This is a genomic window from Nocardioides pollutisoli, from assembly GCF_040045055.1.
GTDB classification, from domain to species: Bacteria; Actinomycetota; Actinomycetes; order Propionibacteriales; family Nocardioidaceae; genus Nocardioides; species Nocardioides tweenelious.
On sequence record NZ_JBDZDU010000001.1, the window covers coordinates 2,168,857 to 2,184,644 of the forward strand.

Genomic DNA, 15,788 nt, shown 5'->3' on the forward strand with positions numbered 1-15,788 from the left:
GTCAGGCGGCCTCTGCCGCCATGGCCTCGATCTCGGCGTCGACGACCACCGGTGCTGCGGCCCGCTGCGGCCGGAGCGCGATGGCCGAGACGACCAGGGCGGCCGCGGTGAAGCCGGCCGCGGTCAGGAACGCGGCCTGCAGTCCGGGCACGAACTCACCGGGCACCGCGCCGGCGGCGTACACCGACACGATCACGGCGATGCCGACTGCGCTGCCGAGCTGCTGCGTGGTCTGCAGCAGTCCGGACGCCGACCCGGCGTGCTCGGGCTCGACGCCGCCGAGCACCGTCACCGAGATCGGCATGAAGACCAGGCCGGTGGCCAGACCCGCGATGAGCATCGGCCCGAAGACCGAGCCCCAGTAGGTGCCGTCGGCGCCGGCCGCGCTGAGCCAGGCGTAGCCGATCGTCATGGCGGCCGTGCCCGTCACCAGCATGGCGCGCGCGCCGACCCGGCCGATGAGCCACGGCGTGAGCCGGGACATCCCGAAGATGCCGAGGCTGAACGGCAGGAACGCGAAGCCGGACGCGAGCGGACCGAATTCCAGCACCTTCTGGGCGTACTGCACGACCAGGAAGAACATCGACAGGTTGGCACCGATCACGAGCGCCATCACCGCCAGCGCGGAGACACGGCGTCGGTTCTTCACCAGGTGGGGCTGGACCATCGGGTGCGGGTGGCGCGTCTCGGTGCGGGCCAGGAGGAGCAGGGCGGCGACGCCGATGACGATCCCGCCGATGGTGCGGACGGACGTCCACCCGTGGTCGGGGGCGCCGATCAGCGCCCAGACGATCGAGACCGCCCCGATGGTCGCGCTGGCGGCGCCGACGAGGTCGAACCGGCCGGGCCGGCGGGCCGTCTCGGTGACGAAGCGACGGGCGAGGAGCAGCACGGCGATGCCGAGCGGCACGTTGATGAAGAGCGTCCAGCGCCACGAGCCGACGTCGGTGAGCAGGCCGCCGAGGATCAGGCCGATCGAGGCGCCACCGGACGAGACGGCGCCGAAGAGGGCGAGGGCCCGGTTGCGCGCAGCCTCGTCGGGGGCGCTGGTGGTGAGCAGGGCGAGCACGCTCGGCGCGGCGAGGGCCGCTCCGACACCCTGCAGGGTGCGGGCCGCGACGAGCTGGCCCGGGGTCTGGGCGAGGCCGCCGAGGGCGGAGCCGATCGTGAAGGTGGCCAGCCCGATCTCGAAGACGCGGAGCCGGCCGAAGACGTCGCCGAGCCGGCCGCCCAGGAGGAGCAGGCCGCCGAAGGCGAGGGTGTAGGCGTTGAGGACCCACGACAGGGACGCGGGCCCGAAGCTCAGGTCGGCGTCGATGCGGGGCAGGGCGACGTTCACCACGGTGGCGTCGAGGACGATCATCAGCTGAGCGACCAGGACGATGGCGATGCCCGCGGCTGCACGGCCGGCGTTCGGCGGGAGCTCGCTGGGCAGGTCCTGGGTGTGGTCCCGGGTGGGGGAGGTGGTGTTCACAGACATGGTGGAGATTCCTGTTCTGGCCTCGTGGGCCGAGGTACAGTAGATCCGGAGGGTTCCTCCGCTTCACCCAGAACGATACGGAGACAGTCTCCGTTTAGCAAGCCCGAGGGAGAAAAATTCCGTGCGTGCCGACGCCCAGCGCAACTACGACCGCATCGTCGAGGTCGCGCGTGAGGTCTTCCGCGAGCAGGGGTACGACGCCTCGCTCGACGAGATCGCGAAGCGCGCCGGCGTCGGACCCGGCACCCTCTACCGCCACTTCCCCAACCGCGAGACGCTGCTCGATGCCGTCATGCAGTCCTGGGTCCTCCGGGTCACCGAGACGACCGACAAGGCGCTCACCCACGAGGGTTCCGACCGCGACCTGCTGATCAACTGGTTCGAGGAGTACGTCGGGCTGATCAGCCAGCACCGCGGCGGCCCGGCGAAGATCACCTCGGCGATGGGCAACCCGGACTCCCCGATCCGCACCAAGTGCGGGGTCCTCGCCGACGCCAACGACCGGGTGATCGAGCGGCTCCGTGCCGACGGGGCCCTGCGCGACGGGGTCGAGACGATCCAGGTCTGCCGGCTCGTCGGCGGCATCGCCACGGTCGCCGACCAGAGCGAGCTCGACGTGGCCGCCGTACGCCCGATGCTCGAGGTCGTCGCCGACGGCCTGCTCCGCTAGTGCACTGCTAGACCTCTCGGCTAGACCGTCTGGGTCCGCGGGCCCCGATCCCGTAGGAATGGGCGATGCAGACGGAGACCCTCGACCGCGCGGCGTTCGTCCGCGTGTGGGAAGCGCTGATCTCTCGGATCCTGCAGGACTCGCGGTTCCGAGATCGCCTGTACGGCGACACGCGCAGCGCCCTGGTCGAGGTCGGGCTCCCGCTGCCGGTCGGCGCGGTCGTCGCCCTGGAGGAGACCCCGGCCGGCCGTGGGCCGGAGATGGACCGGCAGCTCCAGCGCTACGTCGAGGGCCTCGCCAGCGGCTTCTTCCTCTTCGCCGTGCCCTGAGGCTCGTCGCCCAGCTTTCTCGCACCTCATCCGCCGTGCGGGCGCCCGTGTCGCGACCGGTAGATTGAGGGCGTGCCAGAGACTCGCATTGCCCATCTCGACACCGTCGCCGTCGCCAGCGAGGACCCCGAGCGCGAACAGCCCTGGGCCGACCTCGGGCTGAAGCCCGACGAGTACGCCGAGATCCGTCAGATCCTCGGCCGTCGCCCGACCAGCTCCGAGCTGGCGATGTACTCCGTGATGTGGAGCGAGCACTGCTCCTACAAGAGCTCCAAGGTGCACCTCAAGCAGTTCAGTGAGATCCCGCAGGAGACGCCGATCGGCAAGATGCTGGCGGGCATCGGGGAGAACGCCGGTGTCATCGACATCGGTCAGGGCTACGCGGTCACGTTCAAGGTCGAGTCGCACAACCACCCGTCGTACGTCGAGCCCTACCAGGGCGCCGCGACCGGGGTCGGCGGCATCGTCCGCGACATCCTCGCGATGGGCGCGCGGCCGGTCGCCGTGATGGACCCGCTCCGCTTCGGCCCGCTCGACGCGCCCGACACCCAGCGCGTGCTGCCGGGGATCGTGGCCGGCGTCGGTGGCTACGGCAACATGCTCGGGCTGCCCAACATCGGTGGCGAGGCGGTCTTCGACGAGACCTACCTCGGCAACCCGCTGGTCAACGCGCTCTGCGTCGGCGTCCTGCGCCACGAGGACCTCCACCTCGCCAAGGCGAGCGGCGTCGGCAACCAGGTGATCCTGTACGGCGCCCGCACCGGCGGCGACGGGATCGGCGGTGTCTCGGTGCTGGCCTCGGAGACCTTCGACGCCGACGGTCCCGCGAAGCGGCCCAGCGTCCAGGTCGGTGACCCCTTCATGGAGAAGCTGCTCATCGAGTGCACCCTCGAGATCTTCGCGGCCGGCCTGGTCGCCGGCATCCAGGACCTCGGCGGCGCCGGGCTCTCCTGCGCGACCTCCGAGCTCGCGTCCGCCGGCGACGGCGGCATGCACGTCGAGCTCGACCGGGTCCCGCTGCGTGACTCGACGCTCGCGCCCGAGGAGATCCTGATGAGCGAGTCGCAGGAGCGGATGATGGCCGTCGTCGAGCCCGGCGACGTCGCCGCGTTCATGGGCATCTGCGCGAAGTGGGACGTCGAGGCGGTCGTCGTCGGCGAGGTCACCGACACCGGCCGGCTGCACATCGACTGGCACGGCGAGCGCGTGGTCGACGTACCCCCGCGATCGGTCGCCCACGACGGCCCGACGTACCACCGCCCCTTCGCCCGCCCCGACTGGCAGGACGACGTCCAGGCCGACGCCGCCGAGCGGCTGCCGCGTCCCGGCACCGGCGCAGAGCTCCGCGACACCCTGCTCGCGCTGGTCGCCTCGCCGAACCTCTGCGACAAGTCGTGGATCACCGACCAGTACGACCGCTACGTGCGCGGCAACACCGTGCTCTCGCAGCCCAGCGACAGCGGGATGATCCGCGTCGACGACGAGACGAACCTCGGCGTCGCGGCGTCGACCGACTGCAACGGCCGCTTCGCGCTGCTCGACCCCTACACCGGAGCGCAGCTCGCGCTCGCCGAGTCCTACCGCAACGTCGCCACCGGTGGCGCCGTGCCGCTCGCGATCTCCGACTGCCTCAACTTCGGCTCGCCGGAGGACCCGGCCGTGATGTGGCAGTTCGCCGAGGCGTGCCGCGGTCTCAAGGACGGGTGCCTCGAGCTCGGCATCCCGGTCACCGGCGGCAACGTCAGCCTCTACAACCAGACCGGCGAGACCGCGATCCTGCCGACGCCGGTGGTCGCCGTGCTCGGCGTGATCCAGGACGTCACCCGTCGTACGCCGTCGGCCTGGTCGGCCGGTGGCGAGCGGGTCTTCCTGCTCGGCGAGACCCGCGAGGAGCTCTCCGGCTCCGAGTGGGCGCACGTCGTGCACGGTCACCTGGGTGGCCTGCCGCCAGCCGTCGACCTCGCCGCTGAGCAGCGGCTCGCGGTGCTGCTGCACGACGCCGTCGGGCTGATCACCTCCGCCCACGACCTGTCGGACGGCGGTCTCGCGCAGGCGCTGGTCGAGGCCTCGCTGCGCCACGACGTCGGCGTCTCCGTCTCGGTGCCCGGCGACCCGTTCGTCGCGCTCTTCAGCGAGTCGGCCGGGCGGGTGCTCGTCACCGTCCCCGACGGCGACGCGGAGCGGCTCGTGGAGCTGGCCGAGGAGGCCGGCGTCGCGATCACCGCGCTCGGCATCACCGGAGGTGAGTCGGTGGCGGTCGACGCGCAGTTCGACCTGCCGCTCACCGAGCTGCGTCGGGCCTGGACCGCGACGCTGCCTGCTGCGTTGGCCTGACCCACCTGAACGGGCGGCGGCGCCGAACCACTCCCATGCGCCGTCGTACCCTCCTGATGCTGCCGGCGGTCGCCGCGATCGCGGCGGCCTGCGGGCGAGACGAGGAGAGACCGATGACAGGCAAGCGCACGGTCACGTACGGCGACGACCCGAGCCAGTACGCCGAGCTCACGCTGCCGGAGGGTGACCCGCGGGGGGTCGCGATCGTCGTGCACGGCGGCTTCTGGAAGCCGGAGTACGGCATCGAGTACGCCCTTCCCTTGGTCCCGAGCCTCGTCGAGGCGGGCTGGGCCACCTGGGCGATCGAGTACCGCCGGACCGGCGCGACCGACACGCTCGCCGACGTGCGCGCCGCGATCGACGCGCTGCCGGTGAAGGCCGACACCGTCGTCGGGATCGGCCACTCGGCGGGCGGGCACCTCGTCACCTGGGCGGCCGGCCACGGTGGCCTCACCCATGTCGTCTCGCAGGCCGGGGTCCTCGACCTCCAGGCGGCGTACGACGAGGGGCTCGGTGGTGGCGCGGTCGAGCTGTTCCTCGGGCACCCGTTCGGCCCGGCCGATGCCGACATCGACCCGATCCAGCAGGTGCCCCTCGACGTCCCGGTCTGGTGCATCCACGGCACGGCTGACGACACGGTCCCGCTCACCCAGTCGAAGGCCTACGTCGCCGCGGCGCGGGCCGCCGGCGCGACGGCCGAGCTGGTCGAGGTCGACGGCGACCACTTCGTCGTGGTCGACCCCGACTCCGACGCCTGGGCCACGACGCTCGCCCACCTGGAGACGCTGGTCTGAGGGATCAGCCGGCCCGCACCCGCTCGGCCAGGCGCACGGCTGCGTGCAGCACGAGGTCGGTCAGCTCGGGGTCGGTGACGGCCTCGGCCGGGGCCCGTCCGAAGGTGAGGGCAGCCGGCTGGGTCAGCCAGGCCCACGCGCGCCAGGGATCCATCCTCGCGGACAGCAGCGGCTCCAGCAGCGGCGCGATGTCGGACCTGACCTCGCCGTCGTCGGTGAGCTGGAAGGCCGGCACGACGACGCGCTCCTCGACCGGCACGACCAGCAACCGGTGGGTCTGCTGGGCCTTGTGCACCGAGAAGCGGGTCGCGTCGACGGACGCGCCGCGCAGCTGCGCCAACGTCTCGTAGGTGTGCCACGGGGACTCGAGCAGCGCCGCCCGGAGCTTGGCCTGGCGGGCGATCAGGAGCAGGCCGACCGGTACGGCGTGCTCGGGCTCGCTGCCCTCGCTGTGGAGCAGCCGGTCGAGCTCCTCGATCCGGTCGGGATCGCTCCAGGTCGCGTGGCCCGCGGAGTCGCGGGTGAAGGTCGGCAGCCCGGCCTCGGCCAGGGCGTCGGCGAGGCCGAGGCTCTCGAGCCAGTCGGCCAGGCGGTCACCCTCGTTCACGACTGAAAGACTAGGTGCGCACGTGCATCCGCTCGCCCTGGGGGCCGAAGAGGGCGAGCACCTCGACGGGGTGCGGGCCGGGGTTGCCGAGCCAGTGCGGCGTCCGCGTGTCGAACTCGACCACCTCGCCCGCCTGGAGCACCAGGTCCTGGTCGCCGAGGACCAGCCGGAGCCGGCCGGACAGGATGTAGAGCCACTCGTAGCCCTCGTGGGTGGCCAGGGTCGAGGGCAGGCGGTCGTCCTTCGGGAAGATCACCTTGAACGCCTGCAGCCCGCCCGGCCGGCGGGTCAGCGGGATGTAGGTGCGGCCGTGCCGGGTGATCGGCTTCGCGCGCACCCGCGGGTCGCCGGTCTCGGGGGCGTCGACCAGCTCGTCGAGCGGCATCTGGTGGGCGCGTGCCAGGGGGAGCAGCAGCTCCAGCGTCGGCTTGCGCTGGCCCGACTCGAGACGCGACAGCGTGCTCACGGAGATGCCGGTCGACTCGGCCAGCTCGGCCAGGGTCGCGCCTCGCTCGATGCGCGCGGCCCGCAGCCGCGGACCCACCGCCTCCAGGACGTCCTCGAGCTCGCTCATGCCGAAAGTTTGCCATTCCGGCAACGAAAGTTGTCAATACGGCGAACCGGCCCGCACACTCGGCGACATGGAGAACACACACAGCTTCGACGTCATCGTCGTCGGTGGCGGAGCCGCCGGACTGAGCGGAGCGCTGGCCCTCGGCCGCGCCCGTCGCTCGGTCCTGGTGGTCGACGCGGGCGACCCCCGCAACGCACCGGCGAGCCACGTGCACAACTACCTGGGCCGGGAGGGCACCCCGCCCGCCGAGCTGCTCGCGATCGGTCGGCAGGAGGTCGCGGCGTACGGCGTGGAGGTCCGGCAGGCGCGCGCCACCACGGCTGAGCGCACCGGGTCCGGCTTCACGCTCACCCTCGACGACGGCACGACCGTCGTCGGCCGCCGGTTGCTGGTGACCACCGGCCTGACCGACGTGCTGCCCGACATTCCGGGCCTCGCTGACCGGTTCGGCCGCGACGTCCTGCACTGCCCCTACTGCCACGGCTTCGAGGTCCGCGACCAGGCCATCGGCATCATCGCGAGCAACGCCTTCGCCGTGCACGGTGCCCAGCTCTGGGGTCAGTGGACCGACGACGTCACCCTCTTCCTCAACGACCAGCTGGCGCTCGAGGCGGAGGACGCCGAGCGGCTCGCCGCTCGCGGGGTGGCCGTGGTCGAGGGCGCGGTCGCCGGGGTCGTCGTCGAGGACGACCGCCTGGCCGGCGTACGTCTGGAGTCCGGTGAGGTCGTTGCCCGAGAGGCGCTCGTCGCCGGCCCGCAGCTCGTGGCCAACTCCGACCTGCTGTCGTCGCTGGGCCTCGAGCCGCAGGCGGTGGAGATGAACGGCGTGGTCTTCGGCTACGCCGTGCCGTCCGACCCCAACGGCGCCACCACGGTGCCCGGCGTCTGGCTCGCCGGCAACGTCACCGACCTGCGCGCGCAGGTCATCTCGGCCGCCGCCGGCGGTCTCAACGCGGGTGCCATGATCAACATGGACCTGATCCAGGAGGAGACCGCCGCTGCGGTCGAGGACCACCGGAGGAAGAGCGCATGAGCCACGACCACGAGCACCAGCACCAGCACGGCGGCCACGGCGAGCTCACCCGCGAGCACTTCGAGCAGCCGTCCTGGGACGAGCGGTACGGCGGCGAGGGCCGCACCTGGAGCGGCCGGCCCAACGCCGTGCTGGTCGCCGTCGCGAGCGACCTGCAGCCCGGCCGGGCCGTCGACCTGGGCTGCGGCGAGGGCGGCGACGCGATCTGGCTGGCCGAGCAGGGGTGGCAGGTGACCGCGATCGACTTCTCCGCAGCCGGGCTGCGCAAGGCGGCCGAGCACGCGGCCGAGCGCGGCGTCGCCGACCGGATCGAGTTCCGCCAGGCCGACCTGCGGGCCTGGTCGGCCGAGGGTGAGCAGTGGGACCTCGTCACGTCGTGCTTCCTGCACCTGCTCGACCACGGGATGCTCGACGCCACCGCCCAGATGGCGGAGGCGGTCGCTCCGGGCGGCACCCTGCTGGTCGCCGGCCATCACCCCGACGACGAGCACACCGGGCTGCGGTGGTCGATGCCCGGCGTCATGTTCACCGCGGACGAGCTGGCTCCCGCGGTCGACGCCGAGCGGTTCGACGTCCGGGCCGAGGCGCGCAAGCGCAGCGAGACCCGCAACGGCGAGACCCACGCGGTCACCGACGCGGTGCTGGTAGCGGTCAGGAACTGACCGCATTCGGGCGTACCGTCGGACCATGTCCACGAGTGCCCGGATGCTGCGCCTGCTCTCGCTGCTTCAGACCCATCGCTACTGGCCGGGGGGCGAGCTCTCCGAACGTCTCGAGGTGAGCCCGCGGACCCTGCGACGTGACATCGACCGGCTCCGCGACCTGGGGTACGCCGTCGATGCCGTCCGCGGGGTCTCGGGCGGCTACCAGCTGCGGGCCGGCGGCTCGCTGCCGCCGCTGCTGCTGGAGGACGAGGAGGCCGTCGCGATCGCCGTCGGGCTGCGGACCACCGCGTCCGGCGCGGTCGCCGGTCTGGAGGAGACGTCGATCCAGGCGCTCACCAAGGTGATCGGCCTGATGCCCCCGCGCCTGCGCCGGCAGATGGACGCGCTGCGCTCCCAGACCGACGGGGTGCCGTGGGGTGGGGGACCGCAGCTCGATGCCGGTGTCCTCACCACGCTCGCCCAGGCCTGCCGCGACGACGAGCTGGTGACCTTCGGCTACACCGCACGCGCGGGCGACCCGAGCGCGCGTCGCGTCGAGCCGCACCGGCTCGTCTCGCTCGGCCGGCGCTGGTACCTCGTCGGCTACGACCGCGACCGCCAGGACTGGCGCTCGTTCCGGGTCGACCGGGTCGCCGAGCCCGAGGCGACCGGCCAGCGGTTCCGGCCGCGCGAGCTGCCCGCCGAGGACGCACCCGCCTTCGTGCGGGCCGGCATCCAGTCGATGCCGCAGCGGTACGCCGTCCGCGTCCGGTTCGCATCCGGGCTCGACGAGGTGACGTCGTACGCCGGGCGCTGGGCCGGCATCGAGCCCGACGGCGACGGCTGCGTGATGACCATGAACACCGACACCCTCGACTGGCCGATGATGGTGCTCGCCCACCTCGACCTGGACTTCACCGTCGAGGAGCCGCAGGAGCTGGTCGACCTCGTCGCCCGGGTCGCCGGGCGGTTCGCGCGGTCGGCCGGAGCCTAGGCGAAGACCCCGCCCGGGAACGCGCCGGCGGCGATCGCAGCCCGCACCAGCGGCTTCCCGATCTCGCCGAGCCGCGCGGTGCCGGCCTCGCCCAGCAGGTCCCAGGGAGCGGCCGCCATCTCGTCCGTGGCCGACTCGATGCGGTCCCGCAGGTCGAGGCCGTCCTGGGTCAGCGCGCCGTCCGACGTCATCAGTCCGCGCTCGGCCAGACCGGCGACCGTCGCCGCCCACTCGTCCTCGCTCCAGCCGCGGGTCAGCTGGGCGGCAGGCACGGTGAACCCGGTGCCGGTCGCCGTGTGTGTCACCAGCCCCTCGATGCCGGTCAGCCCGGCGGAGAGCAGCGCGGCGATGTGCCCGTCGCCGCGGTACTCCCGCAGCAGCGTCAGCCCGTGCCACAGCGCGAGGTGGGGCTCGTCGGGCCAGTCGAGGTCCGCGTGCCCGGCGTACAACGGACGCCCCGCCGGGTCGCAGGCCGCGACCGCGGTGCGCGTCAGCTCCGCGGCCTCGGCGATCTCGGGTGCGGCGACGGCGTCGTCGCCCAGCAGCCGGCGGTACGCCGCGTCGATGCCGCGCAGGCGCGCGGCCACGACGGCCTGGGGCTCGGCGGCGTCCCACGCGGCCGGGATGAGCTTGGCGACGAGGGCCGGCTTGAAGACGAAGAAGGTCGCGGTGACGGTCCCGGGGCCGACCCGCCCCATGGCGGCGGACCTGGACGCGAAGTAGGTCGCCCGGCCCTTGCGCATGCCGAGAGCGACGAGCTCGGCCTCGACCTCAGGAGCGAAGTAGCCCAGCGAGTGCAGGGTCTCGAGCGAGCGGGCGGTCCGGCCGGAGAGGTGGGGGTCCATGCCCCATGTCTACCTGGTGGCTGCCCTCATGCGGCCACGGGCTCGAGCCGGGACTCGGCGGGGCTCGTCGCCCAGGCGACCGGACGCGGCACCCGGCGTACGGCGTGCGACAGCGTCGGGATCAGCGCGACCGCGGCGGCGAGCAGGCCGAGCGCGGCGATCGTCGTACCTCCCCCGGCCGTGGTCAGCAGCGCACCGGCGAGGACCGGGGCGAGCGGCATCGTCGACATCGACACGAACTGCATCGTCGACTGCACGCGGCCCTGGAGCTCGGGCGGCGTCATCGCGACCCGGTAGGAGCCGATGCCGGCGTTGCCCGCGGGGTTGAGGAAGAGGCCGAGCGAGAGGGCGATCGAGACGACCAACGGGTTGTTCCAGAGGACCATCGGCAGCACGAGCGGGACGAAGCTCCACGCGACGGCGACGGTCAGCCGGCCGGTGGGGACGCGGTCGATGAGCCAGGGGGCGACGACCGCACCGAGGATCCCGAAGACGCCGGCCGCCGTCTCGACCAGGCCGATCTGGAACGCCGGGAACCCGCCGTCGATCAGCCGCAGGACGGCCGCGAAGAAGAGGGCGTTGACCGCCAGGTTCGCCAGTGCCGACCAGACCATCATCACCCGGAAGAACGGGCGGCTCGCGATGAACGTGAAGCCCTCGGCGAGGTCCTGGCGGGGCCGACGCCGCGGCCGGTCGCTCACGGGCGCCGACAGGTCGGCGCGGATCCGGCCCAGCAGCACCCACGAGAGCGCGAAGCTGACCGCGTCGGCGGCGAAGGGCAGCCACCGGGTCACGGCGTACAGGACACCGCCGAGAGGTGCGCCGACGAGGCCGGCCACGTGCTGCCGGGCCTGGTTCTGCGAGAGCGCGGTGGGCAGGTCGTCGGAGGGGACGACGCTCCGCACGGCCGACATCTCCGCCGGCGCGAACATGCCTGCCGCGCCACCGGTGAGCAGGGCGACGACCAGCAGGTGCGGGACCGTGAGTGCGTCCTCGACGCCGGCCGCGACGAGGGAGCTGTAGAGGACGACCCCGCTGCCGCTCGACCAGCGCATCAGCCGGCGCCGGTCGACGCGGTCGGCGAGCACGCCTGCGGGGAGGAGTGTCGCGGCGAAGCCGAGCAGGTAGACCGCCTCGGCGGCGGCAGCGGTCAGCGCCGAGCCGGTGATCGCGAAGGTGACGAGCGGGAAGACGAAGGTGCTGATCCGGCTGCCCAGCTCGCTGATCGTCTGGCCGACCCAGAGCACGGTGAAGTCGTGGTTGCGAGCCAGCGCGCGGTAGGAGGTCATATCCGCACGATATGTTGCGCAACTAGTGTTGCGCAATAGTGCGTGCGGAATTCGGCTAGGCTGCGCTCATGGCGATGTACGACGACCCGCGCATCCTCCGCGCGATCGCCCACCCCACCCGCAACCGGATCCTCGCCGAGCTGCACGCCTCGGGCGCGATGCGGGCCGCCGACATCGCCCGGATGCTCGGCATCCCGGCCAACCAGGCGAGCTTCCACCTGCGCCAGCTGGCGAAGTACGGCCTGGTCGAGGAGGCGCCGGAGGAGGCACGCGACAAGCGCGACCGGGTCTGGCGGCTCACGGTCGCCGACGGCATCAACTTCCGGACCCAGGACATGCTGGACCAGCCCGGTGGGCAGGCGGCGTGGGAGGTCTTCCGCCGCAACGCCGTCGCCTGGGGCCACTTCCTCGTCGACCAGGCGCTCACCGCGCCCGACCCCCACAGCCGCCGGAGCCTCTCGGACTCCGCCCTGCGGCTGTCGCAGGACGAGGCCGGCGAGCTGATGGAGGAGCTGGGTGCCGTCCTGCAGCGGTGGCGGGAGCGCACCCAGGGCAGCGACGACGACCGGTCGACCTACTCGGTCTACCAGATGATCCAGCCCTACCCCGAGCGTCCGGAGGACGACTGATGCCCGCCCGGCTCCGACGCCTCGCGCCGGCCGACCTCGACGCAGCCACCGAGAGCGGCGACCTGCGCGCCCTCACCAAGCACTTCCTCGCCGTCCTCGAGGAGCGCGCACCCGGCCACTCGGTCGAGGTGCGCGTCCCGCCGTACGCCGCCGTGCAGGTGATCCCGGGTGTCCGGCACACCCGGGGCACCCCGCCCGCGGTCGTCGAGATGGACGCCGCGACCTGGATCGCCCTCGCCACAGGCGACCTCTCCTGGTCCGACGCCGAGTCGTCCGCCCGGGTGCTCGCGAGCGGTCAGCGTGCCGACCTGGCGCCGTACCTCCCGTTGGAGGGGTAGTCACGGACGTTGTGGTGGCGAAATCGTCCGCAGGACCACCACAACGTCCGTGACTACCCCAGCGATAGGTTGGCCAGCATGAGCGACGACATCCGCAGCAGGGTCCAGGCCGTCCTTCCGGGGGTCCGCAGCGACCTCGAGGACCTGGTCCGGATCCAGTCCGTCAGCGCCGACCCCGAGCGACTGGGCGAGGTCGAGCGCAGCGCTCAGGCGACGGCCGACCTGTTCGCCGCCGAGGGCGTTTCGGTCGAGATCGTGCGGGCGTACGACGGAGCGCCGCCCGCCGTGATCGGGGAGAAGAAGGGCCCGGAGGGTGCGCCGACGGTGCTGCTCTACGCCCACCACGACGTCCAGCCCGAGAACGACCACGCCGACTGGGACTCCGCGCCGTGGGAGCCCACCGAGCGCGACGGCCGGCTCTACGGCCGCGGCGCCGCCGACGACAAGGCCGGCATCCTGGCGCACGTCGGGGCCCTGCGGGTCTTCGGCGACGACCTGCCCGTCACCGTGCGTCTCTTCATCGAGGGTGAGGAGGAGGTCGGCTCCGACACGCTCGTCGAGCTGCTGGGCATGTACCAGGAGCGCCTCCAGGCCGACGTCATCGTGATCGCCGACTCCGGCAACTGGGACATCGGCGTGCCGGCGCTCACCACCAGCCTGCGCGGCCTGGTCCGCGTCGACATCGAGGTCCGCACCCTCACCCACGCGGTCCACTCCGGCATGTGGGGCGGTCTCGTCCCGGACGCCCTGATGACGCTCGCCCGGGTGATCAGCACCCTCCACGACGACGCCGGTGACGTCGCGATCGCCGGCCTGCACAGCGGTCCCGCGGCCGACGTCGACTACCCCGAGGAGCGGCTGCGGGCCGAGTCCGGCGGGGCGCCCGGCATCGAGTGGATCGGCACCGGGTCGACCGTCGAGCGGCTCTGGACCAAGCCGGCGCTGAGCATCACCGGCCTCGACGCCCCCAAGGTCGCTGGCGCCAGCAACACGCTGGTTCCGGCCGCGAAGGCCCGGATCTCGCTGCGGATCGCGCCTGGCGACACCACCGCCAACGCGCTCGAGAAGCTCATCGCCCACCTCGAGGCCCACGTGCCGTGGGGCGCGACCCTGACGCACACGGTCGTCGACACCGGCGAGGCGACGCAGATCGACGCCACCGGTCCGGCGTACGACGCCGCGCGGGCCGCCTTCACCGAGGCCTGGGACGGCACCGAGCCGGTCGACATGGGCGTCGGCGGTTCGATCCCGTTCATCGCCGAGTTCCTCGAGGCCTTCCCGGAGGCGAGCGTGCTCGTCACCGGCGTCGAGGACCCCGACACCCGCGCCCACGGAGCCAACGAGGGCCTGCACCTCGCGGAGTTCGAGAAGGTCGTGCTCGCCGAGGCGCTGCTGCTCCGCAACCTCGCGCCGTAGGTCAGGCTGCCGGCAGGCGGACCCGGAAGGTGCTGCCCCGGCCGAGCGCCGACTCCAGCTCGATCCGGCCACCGAGCCGGTCGACGACGCGTCGCACGATCGCCAGTCCCAGGCCGGTGCCGGTGCGGTGCGCCGCGGCCGGGTCCGCGGAGCGGTAGAACTCGTCGAACACGTGGGCCTGGTCGGCCTCGGACATCCCGATGCCGTCGTCGGTGCAGGTGAGCAGCACCTCGCCGTCGGCGGAGCCCAGCACGACGTGGACGTGGCCGCCGTCGGGGGTGTACTTCACGGCGTTGCCGACGAGGTTGGCGACGAGGTGCTCGAGCTCGTGCGCGACGCCGAGCACCAGGACCGGCCGGTCGGACACGTCGGCGGTGAGCGTGATGTCCCGACCCTCCGCCGGTCCTGCGTGGAGCGCCACGCAGTCGGTGACCAGCGGCGCCAGGTCGACGGTCGTGGCCGTGGCCGGGTCGCCGTCCACGACCCGGTGCAGCACCAGCAGCTCCTCGACGACGCGGGACAGGCGCAGGCTGCCCCGCTGGATCGCCTCGACGGCCGAACGGGAGCTGTCGGACAGACCCGGGTCGTCCTCGAGCAGCTCGAGGAACCCGACGATGCTGGTCAGCGGCGTCCGCAGCTCGTGGGAGACCGTGGCGATCAGGTGGCTCTTGTAGTCGGCGAGCTCCTGCAGCTCCTGCACCAGCCGGTGCTCGCGCTCGAGGTTGTCGGCGCTGGCGAGGGCCCGCCCGAGGTCACGGCCGATGTCGAGAGCCACCTGGGCCTCGCCCTCGCTCCACTCGGCGCCTCCCGCCCCCCGGGTCATCGCGATCCAGCCGAGGTGGTCGGGCCCGGCCCCGAGAGGTACGACGAGCATCGACTCGGCCCCGCCGCCGGTCGACGCGAGGAAGCCGAGCAGCTCCGCGACGTCCGCGTCGGTGAGCGGGGGAGGAGCGGGTCGGTCGGGAGCGAACACCCCGACGTGCTGCCTCGACCACGCGGCTGCGGCGTACCGCTGGAGGATCTCGACGAGGGTCGAGGTCGGTGGGACCGGGGTGTCGTCGTGGACGGCCCGCGGGGCCTCGCCGACGAGCTGGGTCCACAGTGCCTGGGCGCGGAAGCCGTCGACGATGGCCGGACCGCACTCGGCGAGCACCTCGGCGGCGGACATCGACCCGCTCGCGCGACGGACGATGTCGGCCGCGGCGCTCGCGAGACGGATCTGCTCGGCGAGGCGTGCCCGGTCGAGGATCGCCTCGATCGCGCGGCACGCCTGGGCGGCGTACGTCTCGAGGAGCAGGCGGTCGGCGCCCACGGGCACCATGCCGTCGCGGGGCGAGTCGAAGCCGAGCACGGCCCGCAGCGCGCCGTCCGGGTGGTGCATGGGCGCGACCAGGATGTCCTCCGGGTGCCAGGCGCCCGGCACGCTCTCCCGGGAGAGGCCGGAGGTCCAGCCCCAGCGGTCGATGTCCAGCTGGTGCCGGTCGTGCGGGACCCACCTCAACGCGCCCCAGTCGTCGGCAGCGCCCAGCGCGTCGACCAGCGGGTCCGCCGGCGCGAGGCTGTCGACGAGCGCCTCCCGGGCATCGGCCGGACCCACGACCGAGAGGAGGTGGAGGTAGCCGTCGTCGCGCACCGCACTCACGCCGATCACGTCGAAGCCGGTGACCGCGGCCAGGGTCTCGATGATCGGCAGCAGGGCGTCCCGGGCCTGGTCGTCGGCCCACCGCGACCCGCGGACCGGACGCTCGAAGACGGGCTCGTCGGACACGGGCCGATCCTAGTGAGACCGGGACGTGACCGTTGTCACTCCGC

The 15,788-nt window shown here is 72.9% G+C and carries 16 protein-coding genes; 10 read left to right on the plus strand and 6 right to left on the minus strand.

Going from position 1 to position 15,788, the window contains the following annotated elements:
- Nucleotide 1: 1 nt before the first annotated feature.
- Nucleotides 2–1,480 carry an MFS transporter gene (locus ABLE68_RS10530; RefSeq protein ID WP_348871274.1) on the minus strand — a complete coding sequence of 493 codons (1,479 nt, stop codon included), beginning with the start codon at nucleotides 1,478–1,480 and terminating at the stop codon, nucleotides 2–4.
- 121 nt (nucleotides 1,481–1,601) lie between these two features.
- On the opposite strand from ABLE68_RS10530, the gene ABLE68_RS10535 reads away from it, so the two are divergent.
- The 4 genes from ABLE68_RS10535 (at nucleotide 1,602) to ABLE68_RS10550 (ending at nucleotide 5,607) form a co-directional block, all read left to right on the plus strand.
- Entirely contained in the window at nucleotides 1,602–2,150 is a 549-nt protein-coding gene (locus tag ABLE68_RS10535; RefSeq protein ID WP_348871275.1) for a TetR/AcrR family transcriptional regulator, read from the plus strand.
- A 65-nt stretch (nucleotides 2,151–2,215) separates the two neighbouring features.
- Nucleotides 2,216–2,479 (plus strand): hypothetical protein, encoded by a 264-nt coding sequence (locus ABLE68_RS10540; RefSeq protein ID WP_348871276.1) that lies wholly within the window; start codon nucleotides 2,216–2,218, stop codon nucleotides 2,477–2,479.
- Between the two features lie 72 nt (nucleotides 2,480–2,551).
- A complete protein-coding gene (gene purL, locus ABLE68_RS10545) occupies nucleotides 2,552–4,813 on the plus strand; it encodes a phosphoribosylformylglycinamidine synthase subunit PurL (protein ID WP_348871277.1) in 2,262 nt (753 codons plus the stop codon).
- A 113-nt stretch (nucleotides 4,814–4,926) separates the two neighbouring features.
- Nucleotides 4,927–5,607 carry an alpha/beta hydrolase family protein gene (locus ABLE68_RS10550; protein ID WP_348871278.1) on the plus strand — a complete coding sequence of 227 codons (681 nt, stop codon included), beginning with the start codon at nucleotides 4,927–4,929 and terminating at the stop codon, nucleotides 5,605–5,607.
- A gap of 4 nt (nucleotides 5,608–5,611) precedes the next feature.
- Here the strand turns inward: ABLE68_RS10550 and ABLE68_RS10555 are convergent, their stop codons facing one another.
- On the minus strand, nucleotides 5,612–6,214 hold the full coding sequence (locus ABLE68_RS10555) for a hypothetical protein (protein ID WP_348871279.1): 603 nt from the start codon (nucleotides 6,212–6,214) through the stop codon (nucleotides 5,612–5,614).
- Between the two features lie 10 nt (nucleotides 6,215–6,224).
- Entirely contained in the window at nucleotides 6,225–6,788 is a 564-nt protein-coding gene (locus tag ABLE68_RS10560) for a helix-turn-helix domain-containing protein (protein WP_348871280.1), read from the minus strand.
- 67 nt (nucleotides 6,789–6,855) lie between these two features.
- Between ABLE68_RS10560 and ABLE68_RS10565 the strand changes: the two genes are divergently transcribed.
- From ABLE68_RS10565 to ABLE68_RS10575, 3 genes are read left to right on the plus strand one after another with little or no spacing between them, the layout of a single operon-like run.
- Entirely contained in the window at nucleotides 6,856–7,821 is a 966-nt protein-coding gene (locus tag ABLE68_RS10565) for an NAD(P)/FAD-dependent oxidoreductase (RefSeq protein ID WP_348871281.1), read from the plus strand.
- Nucleotides 7,818–8,483 (plus strand): SAM-dependent methyltransferase, encoded by a 666-nt coding sequence (locus tag ABLE68_RS10570; RefSeq protein WP_348871282.1) that lies wholly within the window; start codon nucleotides 7,818–7,820, stop codon nucleotides 8,481–8,483. Before ABLE68_RS10565 ends, ABLE68_RS10570 begins: the two co-directional genes overlap by 4 nt.
- A gap of 25 nt (nucleotides 8,484–8,508) precedes the next feature.
- Complete coding sequence (locus tag ABLE68_RS10575; protein WP_348871283.1) at nucleotides 8,509–9,459, plus strand: helix-turn-helix transcriptional regulator; 951 nt, start codon at nucleotides 8,509–8,511, stop codon at nucleotides 9,457–9,459.
- On the opposite strand, the gene ABLE68_RS10580 is transcribed toward ABLE68_RS10575, so the two are convergent.
- Both ABLE68_RS10580 and ABLE68_RS10585 read right to left on the minus strand, forming a co-directional pair.
- On the minus strand, nucleotides 9,456–10,304 hold the full coding sequence (locus ABLE68_RS10580; protein ID WP_348871284.1) for an SCO6745 family protein: 849 nt from the start codon (nucleotides 10,302–10,304) through the stop codon (nucleotides 9,456–9,458). The two genes, ABLE68_RS10575 and ABLE68_RS10580, sit on opposite strands and share 4 nt — an antisense overlap.
- A gap of 26 nt (nucleotides 10,305–10,330) precedes the next feature.
- A complete protein-coding gene (locus tag ABLE68_RS10585; RefSeq protein WP_348871285.1) occupies nucleotides 10,331–11,593 on the minus strand; it encodes an MFS transporter in 1,263 nt (420 codons plus the stop codon).
- Between the two features lie 68 nt (nucleotides 11,594–11,661).
- Between ABLE68_RS10585 and ABLE68_RS10590 the strand changes: the two genes are divergently transcribed.
- From ABLE68_RS10590 to ABLE68_RS10600, 3 genes are all read left to right on the plus strand, one after another.
- On the plus strand, nucleotides 11,662–12,222 hold the full coding sequence (locus ABLE68_RS10590; protein WP_348871286.1) for an ArsR/SmtB family transcription factor: 561 nt from the start codon (nucleotides 11,662–11,664) through the stop codon (nucleotides 12,220–12,222).
- A complete protein-coding gene (locus ABLE68_RS10595) occupies nucleotides 12,222–12,560 on the plus strand; it encodes a sterol carrier family protein (RefSeq protein WP_348871287.1) in 339 nt (112 codons plus the stop codon). Before ABLE68_RS10590 ends, ABLE68_RS10595 begins: the two co-directional genes overlap by 1 nt.
- A gap of 78 nt (nucleotides 12,561–12,638) precedes the next feature.
- Nucleotides 12,639–13,976 (plus strand): dipeptidase, encoded by a 1,338-nt coding sequence (locus ABLE68_RS10600; RefSeq protein WP_348871288.1) that lies wholly within the window; start codon nucleotides 12,639–12,641, stop codon nucleotides 13,974–13,976.
- 1 nt (nucleotide 13,977) lies between these two features.
- Here the strand turns inward: ABLE68_RS10600 and ABLE68_RS10605 are convergent, their stop codons facing one another.
- Nucleotides 13,978–15,744 carry a sensor histidine kinase gene (locus tag ABLE68_RS10605; RefSeq protein ID WP_348871289.1) on the minus strand — a complete coding sequence of 589 codons (1,767 nt, stop codon included), beginning with the start codon at nucleotides 15,742–15,744 and terminating at the stop codon, nucleotides 13,978–13,980.
- Nucleotides 15,745–15,788 lie beyond the last annotated feature (44 nt).